The organism is Escherichia marmotae (genome assembly GCF_002900365.1).
Lineage (GTDB): Bacteria > Pseudomonadota > Gammaproteobacteria > Enterobacterales > Enterobacteriaceae > Escherichia > Escherichia marmotae.
On record NZ_CP025979.1, the window covers coordinates 1,780,508 to 1,792,691 of the forward strand.

The 12,184-nt window shown below is 50.5% G+C and carries 8 protein-coding genes and 7 tRNA genes; 12 read left to right on the forward strand and 3 right to left on the reverse strand.

Annotated elements, in window-relative coordinates; genetic code table 11:
• Positions 1-371: 371 nt before the first annotated feature.
• Both glnS and nagE read right to left on the reverse strand, forming a co-directional pair.
• The gene (gene glnS / locus C1192_RS09320) at positions 372-2,036 is read right to left on the reverse strand and encodes a glutamine--tRNA ligase (RefSeq protein ID WP_038355679.1); all 1,665 of its coding nucleotides are present in this window, start codon (positions 2,034-2,036) and stop codon (positions 372-374) included.
• A gap of 243 nt (positions 2,037-2,279) precedes the next feature.
• Positions 2,280-4,226 carry a PTS N-acetyl glucosamine transporter subunit IIABC gene (gene nagE, locus C1192_RS09325; RefSeq protein WP_001023084.1) on the reverse strand — a complete coding sequence of 649 codons (1,947 nt, stop codon included), beginning with the start codon at positions 4,224-4,226 and terminating at the stop codon, positions 2,280-2,282.
• Positions 4,227-4,557: 331 nt separating this feature from the next.
• On the opposite strand from nagE, the gene nagB reads away from it, so the two are divergent.
• The 5 genes from nagB to asnB all read left to right on the forward strand — a co-directional run bounded on the left by nagB (position 4,558) and on the right by asnB (position 10,667).
• A complete protein-coding gene (gene nagB / locus C1192_RS09330; RefSeq protein ID WP_001237072.1) occupies positions 4,558-5,358 on the forward strand; it encodes a glucosamine-6-phosphate deaminase in 801 nt (266 codons plus the stop codon).
• 61 nt (positions 5,359-5,419) lie between these two features.
• The gene (gene nagA / locus C1192_RS09335; protein WP_038355678.1) at positions 5,420-6,568 is read left to right on the forward strand and encodes an N-acetylglucosamine-6-phosphate deacetylase; all 1,149 of its coding nucleotides are present in this window, start codon (positions 5,420-5,422) and stop codon (positions 6,566-6,568) included.
• Positions 6,569-6,576: 8 nt separating this feature from the next.
• Positions 6,577-7,797, forward strand: coding sequence for a DNA-binding transcriptional regulator NagC (gene nagC, locus C1192_RS09340; protein ID WP_000187581.1), 1,221 nt, complete (start codon positions 6,577-6,579; stop codon positions 7,795-7,797).
• Positions 7,798-7,844: 47 nt separating this feature from the next.
• On the forward strand, positions 7,845-8,597 hold the full coding sequence (gene nagD, locus C1192_RS09345) for a ribonucleotide monophosphatase NagD (RefSeq protein ID WP_038355677.1): 753 nt from the start codon (positions 7,845-7,847) through the stop codon (positions 8,595-8,597).
• A gap of 405 nt (positions 8,598-9,002) precedes the next feature.
• Positions 9,003-10,667, forward strand: a complete 1,665-nt coding sequence (gene asnB / locus C1192_RS09355) for an asparagine synthase B (RefSeq protein WP_038355676.1) — start codon at positions 9,003-9,005, stop codon at positions 10,665-10,667.
• 41 nt (positions 10,668-10,708) lie between these two features.
• Here the strand turns inward: asnB and C1192_RS09360 are convergent, their stop codons facing one another.
• Complete coding sequence (locus tag C1192_RS09360; protein ID WP_000943492.1) at positions 10,709-11,146, reverse strand: hypothetical protein; 438 nt, start codon at positions 11,144-11,146, stop codon at positions 10,709-10,711.
• Positions 11,147-11,477: 331 nt separating this feature from the next.
• Between C1192_RS09360 and C1192_RS09370 the strand changes: the two genes are divergently transcribed.
• From C1192_RS09370 to C1192_RS09400, 7 genes are all read left to right on the forward strand, one after another.
• A tRNA-Met gene (locus C1192_RS09370) sits at positions 11,478-11,554 on the forward strand.
• 8 nt (positions 11,555-11,562) lie between these two features.
• A tRNA-Leu gene (locus C1192_RS09375) sits at positions 11,563-11,647 on the forward strand.
• 23 nt (positions 11,648-11,670) lie between these two features.
• Positions 11,671-11,745: transfer RNA gene (locus C1192_RS09380), tRNA-Gln, on the forward strand.
• A 34-nt stretch (positions 11,746-11,779) separates the two neighbouring features.
• Positions 11,780-11,854 (forward strand) — tRNA-Gln (locus C1192_RS09385).
• Between the two features lie 15 nt (positions 11,855-11,869).
• Positions 11,870-11,946: transfer RNA gene (locus C1192_RS09390), tRNA-Met, on the forward strand.
• Between the two features lie 46 nt (positions 11,947-11,992).
• Positions 11,993-12,067: transfer RNA gene (locus C1192_RS09395), tRNA-Gln, on the forward strand.
• Between the two features lie 37 nt (positions 12,068-12,104).
• Positions 12,105-12,179 (forward strand) — tRNA-Gln (locus C1192_RS09400).
• The last annotated feature ends 5 nt before the right edge of the window (positions 12,180-12,184 follow it).

The following is a 12,184-nucleotide window of genomic DNA, read 5'->3' on the forward strand; positions in this document are numbered from 1 at the left end:
AGTCTCGCTGACTACAGGAACAGACTATTTTTCGCGCCGCGAATTATCAATCTCTTTCTGTAACGAGAATGTAAGAACATGAGCAACCGCACATATTTTGATGATTTTTGTTACAAGGTTTAAATTTGTACCAGGAGAGCGCGTAGAAGAAAAATATGCGGCTTTCCAGTGGGATGAAGGCAGTCGCATTCTATTAAATTATGGCTGGTGATTTTAAATTTGTTTTATGGATAAATTACAAAGCGGAATTAATTCGCGAAGAAAAGCAGAAAAAACGCCGCAGAGTGCGGCGTTTGGGATTGTTGACGAAGTGCACTTTGTTCATACCGGATGCGGCGTGGACGCCTTATCCGGCAAAGTGGAACTTAACGTTACTCGCCAACCTTCGCCCAGGTATCACGCAGCCCAACGGTGCGGTTAAATACTGGTTTTTCCGCAGTGGAATGGCGACTGTCGAGACAGAAATAGCCTTCACGCTCAAACTGGAACGCTTTACCTGCTACCGCATCTTTCAGCGACGGTTCAGCAAAGCCCTGTTTGATCACCAGCGATTCCGGGTTAATCACCGACAGGAAATCATCCGCAGCGCCTGGATTCGGCACGCTGAACAGACGGTCATACAGACGGATTTCAACCGGTAGCGCATGTGCCGCACTTACCCAGTGGATAACGCCTTTGACCTTACGACCATCAGCCGGATCTTTGCTCAGGGTGTCAGCATCGTAAGTACAGAAGATAGTGGTGATATTGCCTTCAGCATCTTTCTCCACGCGTTCCGCTTTAATCACGTAAGCATTACGCAGACGCACTTCTTTACCCAGCACCAGACGTTTGTACTGTTTGTTGGCTTCTTCGCGGAAATCGGCACGATCGATCCAAATCTCAGCACTAAACGGCACCTGGCGGCTACCCATTTCCGGTTTGTTCGGATGGTTCGGCATGGTAACCATTTCGCCTTCGCCCTGATAGTTTTCGATAACCAGTTTTACTGGATCGATAACTGCCATTGCGCGAGGGGCGTTTTCGTTAAGATCTTCACGGATGCAGGATTCCAGCGACGCCATCTCAATAGTGTTGTCCTGCTTGGTCACGCCAATGCGTTTGCAGAACTCACGAATAGAAGCCGCGGTATAACCACGACGACGCAGACCGGAAATGGTCGGCATACGCGGATCGTCCCAGCCTTCTACGTGCTTGTCGGTCACCAACTGGTTCAGTTTACGCTTGGACATCACGGTGTATTCCAGATTCAGACGCGAGAATTCGTACTGGCGCGGATGAACAGGAATAGTGATGTTGTCCAGAACCCAGTCGTACAGACGACGGTTGTCCTGGAACTCCAGCGTACACAGAGAGTGGGTAATACCTTCCAACGCATCGCTGATGCAGTGGGTGAAGTCGTACATCGGGTAGATGCACCACTTGTTGCCGGTCTGATGATGTTCAGCAAACTTAATGCGATACAGCACCGGATCGCGCATCACGATAAACGGCGATGCCATGTCGATTTTCGCACGCAGGCAGGCTTTACCTTCTTCAAAACCGCCGGTACGCATCTTCTCGAACAGCGCCAGGTTCTCTTCAACGCTGCGGTCGCGGTATGGGCTGTTTTTACCCGACTGCGTCAGAGTGCCACGATATTCGCGGATTTGCTCTGGCGTCAGTTCATCAACATATGCCAGGCCTTTATTGATCAATTCAACAGCATAGGCGTGGAGTTGATCAAAATAATCGGAGGAGTAACGGACGTTACCTGACCAGTGAAAACCTAACCACTCAACGTCGTTTTTGATCGACTCGACGTACTCGATATCTTCTTTTACCGGGTTGGTGTCGTCGAAACGCAGGTTGCACTGGCCTTTATAGTCCTGGGCGATCCCGAAGTTCAGGCAGATAGATTTCGCATGGCCAATATGCAGATAGCCATTCGGCTCCGGCGGGAAACGGGTGTGTACTGTGGTGTGCTTACCACTGGCCAGATCTTCATCGATGATCTGACGAATAAAGTTAGTCGGGCGGGCTTCAGCCTCACTCATCGTGGATTCCTCAAAGCGTAAACAACGTATAACGGCGTATGATCTTATAAGCGAGACAGGCTGACAACTGTTAGTTAGAGAAAATCGAAAAATCTAACAAAGATTATGGGGATGATTGATGAAAAAAAAGCGGTAGAGAAGATCCCCCACCGCTTGTCATTGTTGGATGCGACGCTTGACGCGTCTTATCCAACCTACGGGCCTGATAAGACGCGTCAAGCGTCGCATCAGGCATAAAGCCGATTACTTTTTGATTTCAAACAGCGGTGTTTGACCCGCTACGACGTGCCCCTGGGCTTTAATAACCAGGCCGCTGAAATCGTCGATATTGCTGCAAACAACCGGACTGATCATCGAGCGAGCGTTAGCGTTCAGGTAATCCAGATCCATTTCCAGAATCGGTTGCCCTGCGCTTACCTGCGCGCCCTCTTCCACCAGACGTTTAAAACCTTTACCTTCCAGCGCCACAGTATCGATACCCATGTGGACTACGATTTCCGCGCCTTTTTCGGTTTCCAGGCAGAACGCGTGGTTGGTGTTGAAGATTTTCACGATAGTCCCTGCGGCTGGTGATACAACGATTTTATCCGTCGGTTTCACCGCCACACCGTCACCCACCGCTTTGCTGGCGAATGCTTCGTCTGGCACCTGATCCAGCGCCACAACATCACCAGTAATCGGTGATACCAGTTCAACGATAGACACTGCGTTTGGTACAGCCTGTGGTTTTGCTGCCGGAGCAGCGGTTGCCGGAGCGGCTTCAGCAGACGCTGCTGCTACCGGCCCACGGGCAACGACTTTCTTCATTGCATCACCGATAGATTCGGCTTTCGCACCGACAATCACCTGAATAGTCTGCTTGTTCAGTTTCACCACACCAGAAGCACCCAGACGTTTACACATCGCATCGTTGACGAGAGCTGAGTCAGCCACCGTCAGGCGCAGACGGGTAATACAGGCATCAATCGCTTTCAGGTTGTCACTACCGCCAACCGCAGCAATATAGTTGGTCGCCAGTTGAGTCAGACCTTCTTCAGTGTTGCTGTTGGCTTCTTCAGTAACAATTTCGTCTTCTTTATCTTCACGACCTGGCGTTTTCAGGTTGAACAGGCGGATAACCACACTGAACACCACGAAGTAGATAGCGAAGAAAACAACGCCCATCACCAACAGCATCCAGACGTTCTGGCTGGCGGCCGGCAGGTTATACATCAACGCATAGTCGATGGCACCCGCAGAGAAGGAGAAGCCCGCGTGGATACCCAGCAACGTTGCGACAAACAGGCTGATGCCGGTCAGCAGTGCGTGCAGGAGGTACAGCAGCGGAGCGAGGAACATGAACAGGAATTCCAGCGGCTCAGTCACACCGGTCAGGAACGCGGTGATAGCCACGGAAAGCAGCATCCCACCAACCATCGGACGACGCTCTTTCGGCGCGGCAAAATACATCGCCAGCGCTGCACCCGGCAAACCGAACATCATGATCGGGAAGAAGCCGGACATGAACATCCCCGCCGTGCCGTCACCCGCATAGAAGCGGTTGATATCGCCGTGGAATACAGCACCCGCCGCGTTGGTGAATTCACCAATCTGGAACCAGGCGATAGTGTTCAGCACCTGATGCAGACCCGTTGGGATCAGCAGACGGTTGATGAAACCAAAGATACCGGAACCCAGCGCGCCTGCAGAAACGATCCATTCGCCACCTGCATGAATAGCGTGCTGCACCGGCGGCCAGACATAACCAAAAATGGCTGCCAGCACCAGACAGAAGAAGCCAGTGGCAATCGGCACAAAGCGTTTACCGCCGAAGAAGCTCAGGAAGTCAGGCAGTTTAATCGCGGACCAACGGTTATAGGCTGCACCACCGACCAGACCGGTAATGATACCCGCCAGAACACCCATGTTAATTTCCGGGTTGATGGTTACCATCGCTTTGGTCAGTACAAAATACCCGACTGCCCCCGCCAGCGCCGCCGCGCCCGCGCTGTCTTTTGACCAACTGGATGCCACACCGATCGCGAAGATAAGCGCAAGGTTGTCAAAAATCGCACCGCCCGCCTGGGCAATAAACGCAACGTTAAGTAAATCTGGCTGGCCGAATCGCAGCAACAGTGCCGCCACCGGCAGCACCGCGATAGGGAGCTGTAACGCCCTACCGAGTCGCTGGAAAAACCCTAAAATATTCATCTTATTCCCCCTACGAGAACCCTATTTGGCTTGTTTAAAGCCGTATTTTTATTTTGCTGCAAACTGTACTGCCGATGTTCTGTAATCAGGTTGTTAGATCATCTGCTACAGAGTGTGTAAAAAATTAATTCGTACCGCAAATTAAACGCGTGTCTTTTGTGAGTTTTGTCACCAAATATCGTTATCATCACTCCCTTTTACTGGCTAAACCAGAAAACTTATTTTATCATTCAAAAAATCAGGTCGGATTGACGCCTGTCTGCGCAAATCCAGGTTACGCTTAAAGATGCCAAATCCGCCAACGGCTTAATTTTTCTTATCGAGGTGAATAATGAGACTGATCCCCCTGACTACTGCTGAACAGGTCGGCAAATGGGCTGCGCGCCATATCGTCAATCGCATCAATGCGTTCAAACCGACTGCCGATCGCCCGTTCGTGCTTGGCTTGCCGACCGGTGGCACACCGATGACCACCTATAAAGCGTTAGTCGAAATGCATAAAGCAGGCCAGGTCAGCTTTAAGCACGTTGTCACCTTCAACATGGACGAGTATGTCGGTCTGCCGAAAGAGCATCCGGAAAGCTACTACAGCTTTATGCACCGTAATTTCTTCGATCACGTTGATATTCCAGCAGAAAATATCAACCTTCTCAATGGCAACGCCCCGGATATCGACGCCGAATGCCGCCAGTATGAAGAAAAAATCCGCTCTTACGGTAAAATTCATCTGTTTATGGGCGGTGTAGGTAACGACGGTCATATTGCATTTAACGAACCAGCCTCTTCTCTCGCCTCTCGCACCCGTATCAAAACCCTGACACATGACACTCGCGTCGCAAACTCTCGTTTCTTTGATAATGATGTTAATCAGGTGCCAAAATATGCGCTGACCGTCGGTGTGGGTACACTGCTGGATGCCGAAGAAGTGATGATTCTGGTGCTGGGTAGCCAGAAAGCACTGGCACTGCAGGCGGCCGTTGAAGGTTGCGTTAACCACATGTGGACTATTAGCTGTCTGCAACTGCATCCGAAAGCGATCATGGTGTGTGATGAACCTTCGACCATGGAGCTGAAAGTTAAGACTTTAAGATATTTCAATGAATTAGAAGCAGAAAACATCAAAGGTCTGTAATTGTTATCCCTGCCCTGACGTTTCGTTCAGGGCTGTATTATTTTTGATATCGGGGGTCGGAATGTATGCATTAACCCAGGGCCGGATCTTTACCGGCCACGAATTTCTTGATGACCATGCGGTTGTTATCGCTGATGGCCTGATTAAAAGCGTCTGTCCAGTAGCGGAACTGCCGCCAGAGATTGAACAACGTTCACTGAACGGGGCCATTCTCTCCCCCGGTTTTATCGATGTGCAGTTAAACGGCTGCGGTGGCGTACAGTTCAACGATACTGCTGAAGCGGTCAGCGTGGAAACGCTGGAAATCATGCAGAAAGCCAATGAGAAATCAGGCTGTACTAACTACCTGCCGACGCTTATCACCACCAGCGATGAGCTGATGAAACAGGGTGTGCGCGTAATGCGCGAATACCTGGCAAAACATCCGAATCAGGCATTAGGTCTGCATCTGGAAGGTCCGTGGCTGAATCTGGTAAAAAAAGGCACTCATAATCCGAATTTCGTGCGTAAGCCCGATGCCGCGCTGGTCGATTTCCTTTGTGAAAATGCCGATGTTATTACCAAAGTCACACTAGCGCCGGAAATGGTGCCAACGGAAGTGATCAGTAAACTGGCAAATGCTGGTATTGTGGTTTCAGCCGGTCACTCCAACGCCACATTGAAAGAAGCGAAAGCCGGTTTCCGCGCGGGGATTACCTTTGCCACCCATCTGTACAATGCGATGCCGTATATTACGGGGCGTGAGCCGGGTCTGGCGGGCGCGATCCTCGACGAAGCTGACATTTATTGCGGTATTATTGCCGATGGCCTGCACGTTGATTACGCTAACATTCGCAACGCCAAACGTCTGAAAGGCGACAAACTGTGTCTGGTTACCGATGCGACTGCGCCAGCAGGTGCCAATATTGAACAGTTCATTTTTGCGGGTAAAACAATATACTACCGCAACGGACTTTGTGTGGATGAGAACGGTACGTTAAGTGGTTCATCCTTAACCATGATTGAAGGCGTGCGTAATCTGGTCGAACATTGTAGTATCGCACTGGATGAAGTGCTGCGTATGGCGACGCTCTATCCGGCGCGTGCAATTGGCGTTGAGAAACGTCTCGGCACTCTCGCCGCAGGTAAAGTGGCCAACCTGACCGCATTCACACCTGATTTTAAAATCACCAGGACCATCGTTAACGGTAACGAGGTCGTAACTCAATAAGAGAAAGTATGACACCAGGCGGACAAGCTCAGATAGGTAATGTTGATCTCGTAAAACAGCTTAACAGCGCGGCGGTTTATCGCCTGATTGACCAGCATGGGCCAATCTCGCGAATTCAGATTGCCGAACAAAGCCAGCTTGCCCCCGCCAGCGTAACTAAAATTACGCGTCAGCTTATCGAACGCGGGTTGATCAAAGAAGTTGATCAGCAGGCCTCCACCGGAGGCCGCCGCGCAATCTCTATTGTCACCGAAACCCGCAATTTCCAGGCTATCGGCGTACGACTTGGTCGTCACGACGCTACCATCACCCTGTTTGATCTCAGCAGCAAAGTGCTGGCAGAAGAACATTACCCGCTGCCAGAGCGTACCCAGCAAACGCTGGAACATGCGCTCTTAAACGCCATCGCCCAGTTTATTGATGGCTACCAGCGCAAACTGCGAGAGTTAATCGCCATTTCGGTTATTCTGCCAGGGCTTGTCGACCCGGACAGCGGCAAAATTCATTACATGCCGCATATCCAGGTGGAAAACTGGGGGCTGGTAGAGGCACTGGAAGAACGTTTTAAAGTGACCTGTTTTGTCGGTCACGATATCCGCAGTCTGGCGCTGGCAGAGCACTACTTCGGTGCAAGTCAGGATTGCGAAGACTCCATTCTGGTGCGCGTGCACCGCGGAACAGGTGCCGGAATCATCTCTAACGGGCGCATTTTTATCGGCCGCAACGGCAACGTTGGTGAAATTGGCCATATTCAGGTTGAACCGCTGGGTGAACGCTGCCACTGCGGAAATTTCGGTTGTCTGGAAACTATCGCTGCCAACGCCGCCATTGAACAACGAGTGTTGAATCTGTTAAAGCAGGGCTATCAGAGCCGCGTGCCGCTGGATGACTGCACCATCAAAACTATCTGTAAAGCCGCAAACAAAGGCGACAGTCTGGCGTCGGAAGTGATTGAGTATGTCGGTCGCCATCTGGGTAAAACCATCGCCATTGCCATCAACTTATTTAACCCGCAAAAAATTGTTATTGCCGGTGAGATCACCGAAGCCGATAAAGTGCTGCTGCCCGCCATTGAAAGCTGCATTAATACCCAGGCGTTGAAGGCGTTTCGCACTAATCTGCCGGTAGTGCGTTCCGAACTGGATCACCGCTCAGCAATCGGTGCTTTTGCACTGGTAAAACGCGCCATGCTCAACGGTATTTTGCTCCAGCATTTGCTGGAAAATTAATGTGCTTTTATAGTGGCGCTTATTGTTGTGAATATTCTGGGTAGTCCATGACCATTAAAAATGTAATTTGCGATATCGACGGCGTGCTGATGCACGATAACGTCGCCGTACCGGGTGCAGCGGAGTTTTTGCACGGGATTATGGATAAAGGCCTGCCGCTGGTGTTGCTGACCAACTATCCTTCGCAGACCGGGCAAGACCTGGCAAACCGCTTTGCCACTGCGGGTGTCGATGTGCCAGACAGTGTGTTTTATACCTCCGCGATGGCAACTGCCGATTTCCTGCGTCGACAGGAAGGCAAAAAAGCGTATGTAGTGGGCGAAGGCGCGCTGATTCATGAACTGTACAAAGCCGGTTTTACCATTATCGATGTTAATCCTGACTTTGTGATTGTTGGCGAAACGCGCTCATACAACTGGGACATGATGCATAAAGCGGCGTATTTCGTCGCCAACGGCGCACGTTTTATCGCCACCAACCCGGATACTCACGGACGTGGTTTCTATCCGGCCTGTGGCGCATTGTGCGCGGGGATCGAGAAAATCTCCGGACGTAAACCGTTCTATGTTGGTAAACCCAGCCCGTGGATCATCCGTGCAGCATTAAACAAAATGCAGGCGCACTCGGAAGAAACGGTGATTGTTGGCGATAACCTGCGTACCGACATTCTGGCTGGCTTCCAGGCGGGTCTGGAGACGATTCTGGTGCTCTCTGGTGTTTCGTCGCTCGACGATATCGACAGTATGCCGTTCCGCCCTAGCTGGATTTACCCATCAGTCGCTGAAATCGACGTTATCTGAAAATCAACCACGTCTCAGGACGTGGTTGATATTGATGACAAACGCCAAACTGCCTGAGGCACTACGCTTATCAGGCCTACGCAGCTCCTGCAATATATTGAATTTTCATGATTTTGTAGGCCAAGCAAGGCGTTTACGCCGCATCCGGCATGAACAAATCTCACTTTGTAAGCGATTTGGTTTCTGATCCCCCTGCAAAATATACCCATTCAATAAAACCCGCTAAAAATTATCGATCCATCAATAAACAGGTCACTGCACCCCACTCTTTTTCACCATTCATCAATCACCATTACGTTTTTTATTTTTTCACCGCCAAATCTCTTGCGCACATTGCTGCTTTGCGGCATTTTTTTAAACAAGCAAACACAACAAGCAGCAAACACCAGGTTAACGGAGAAGGTTATGTGTTCAATTTTTGGCGTATTCGATATCAAAACAGACGCAGTTGAGCTGCGGAAGAAAGCACTCGAGCTGTCACGCCTGATGCGTCATCGTGGCCCGGACTGGTCCGGTATTTATGCCAGCGATAATGCAATTCTCGCCCACGAACGTCTGTCAATTGTTGATGTTAACGCGGGTGCGCAGCCTCTCTACAATCAATCAAAAACCCTCGTACTGGCAGTGAACGGGGAAATCTACAACCACCAGGCGCTGCGTGCTGAGTATGGCGATCGTTACCAGTTCCAGACTGGATCTGACTGCGAAGTGATCCTCGCGTTGTATCAGGAAAAAGGGGCGGAATTTCTCGACGATTTGCAGGGCATGTTTGCCTTTGCCCTGTACGACAGCGAAAAAGATGCATATCTGATTGGTCGCGACCATCTGGGGATCATCCCTCTGTATATGGGTTATGACGAACACGGCCAGCTATATGTGGCCTCAGAAATGAAAGCCCTGGTGCCGGTTTGCCGCACCATTAAAGAGTTCCCGGCAGGGAGCTATCTGTGGAGTCAGGACGGCGAAATCCGTTCTTATTATCACCGCGACTGGTTCGACTACGATGCAGTGAAAGATAACATGACCGACAAAAACGAGCTGCGTCAGGCACTGGAAGATTCCGTTAAAAGCCACCTGATGTCTGACGTGCCTTACGGCGTGCTGCTCTCCGGTGGTCTGGATTCCTCAATTATTTCGGCTATCACCAAAAAATACGCCGCCCGCCGCGTGGAAGATCAGGAACGTTCAGAAGCCTGGTGGCCGCAATTGCACTCTTTTGCCGTGGGTCTGCCTAGTTCACCGGATCTGAAAGCGGCCCAGGAAGTGGCAAATCATCTGGGCACTGTGCATCACGAAATTCACTTCACCGTACAGGAAGGTCTCGATGCCATCCGCGACGTGATTTATCACATTGAAACGTATGATGTGACCACGATTCGCGCTTCAACGCCGATGTATTTAATGTCGCGTAAGATCAAGGCGATGGGCATTAAGATGGTACTGTCCGGTGAAGGTTCTGACGAAGTGTTTGGCGGTTATCTCTATTTCCACAAAGCGCCGAACGCCAAAGAGTTGCATGAAGAGACGGTGCGTAAGCTGCTGGCCCTGCATATGTATGACTGCGCACGCGCCAACAAAGCGATGTCGGCCTGGGGCGTGGAAGCACGCGTGCCGTTCCTTGACAAGAAATTCCTTGATGTAGCGATGCGCATTAATCCGCAGGACAAAATGTGCGGCAACGGCAAGATGGAAAAACACATCCTGCGTGAATGTTTTGAAGCGTATCTGCCCGCAAGTGTGGCCTGGCGGCAGAAAGAGCAGTTCTCAGATGGCGTCGGTTATAGCTGGATCGACACTCTGAAAGAAGTGGCGGCGCAGCAGGTTTCTGATCAACAGTTGGAAACGGCCCGCTTCCGCTTCCCATACAATACGCCGACCTCAAAAGAAGCGTATCTGTATCGCGAAATCTTTGAAGAACTGTTCCCGCTCCCAAGTGCCGCAGAGTGCGTACCAGGGGGGCCGTCCGTTGCCTGTTCTTCTGCCAAAGCGATTGAGTGGGATGAAGCGTTCAAGAAAATGGACGATCCATCGGGTCGCGCAGTCGGTGTTCACCAGTCGGCGTATAAATAAGACGTGTAATAATGCCCCGGAGAAATCCGGGGCAATTTCAGTTACTGGGGAACTTGTTGATTCTGATAGGCTGTGAGGAAATGTTCCGGATTTGCTACATCGCTGTCAGATAACTCATTACTGTAGGCGACTGACCAGGCTGCCGATTCATCCGGGATATGCAGGCTTCCATTTCCCTCTTTCAGGCGTAATAACTCAAAAGATTCGCCCTTGATTACAGCGGTATACGATTTCTCACCTTCCTGTAATGCTTTTACTTTGCAGCGAAAAATCTGACCATCGATGTCATTATCAACATGAGATACCTGAACAAGGGCTTCATTTTCCGCTTTCGGCCCAATTCGCATCATCCAGACCACTGCTCCTTCCTGCCCACGATAACCAAAGACATACTTACCAATTTCCGGTCGGGCTGTATCGGCAAACGCCGATTGCATAAGTAATAAAGCACTGACCAGCACCGTCATAAAACGCAACATATTATTCCCTCAATAAATCGCCTGAAGTGGTAGCAGAGATGCAGGCGTAGCGATCCCTGTTCTGTCCTGTTGCAACGGGTCAGTATTTCATAGATTAATTTCCCGCCGCTATTGTTGAATTCTGAATTTCACCCCGTATGACAAAAGAATGGCTGCAGGCTGTAGAAAAAACACAAAGTAAACAATAATTGACGAATATAGCGCCACGCTGTTCGCAACCTAACCAAACAGTCAATTTCAAGCAATTTTCCTTGAAAAAGAGGTTGACGCTGCATGGCTCTATACGCATAATGCGCCCCGCAACGCCGATAAGGTATCGCGAAAAAAAGATGGCTACGTAGCTCAGTTGGTTAGAGCACATCACTCATAATGATGGGGTCACAGGTTCGAATCCCGTCGTAGCCACCATCTTTTTTGCGGGAGTGGCGAAATTGGTAGACGCACCAGATTTAGGTTCTGGCGCCGCAAGGTGTGCGAGTTCAAGTCTCGCCTCCCGCACCATTCACCAGAAAGCGTTGTACGGATGGGGTATCGCCAAGCGGTAAGGCACCGGTTTTTGATACCGGCATTCCCTGGTTCGAATCCAGGTACCCCAGCCATCTTCTTCGAGTAAGCGGTTCACCGCCCGGTTATTGGGGTATCGCCAAGCGGTAAGGCACCGGTTTTTGATACCGGCATTCCCTGGTTCGAATCCAGGTACCCCAGCCATCGAAGAAATAATCTGGCTACGTAGCTCAGTTGGTTAGAGCACATCACTCATAATGATGGGGTCACAGGTTCGAATCCCGTCGTAGCCACCAAATTCTGAATGTGTCGAACAGGTTCGGCAAGTTCAAAAAAATTTGTTGGGGTATCGCCAAGCGGTAAGGCACCGGATTCTGATTCCGGCATTCCGAGGTTCGAATCCTCGTACCCCAGCCAATTTATTCAAGACGCTTACATCGTAAGTGCACCCTGTTGGGGTATCGCCAAGCGGTAAGGCACCGGATTCTGATTCCGGCATTCCGAGGTTCGAATCCTCGTACCCCAGCCACATTA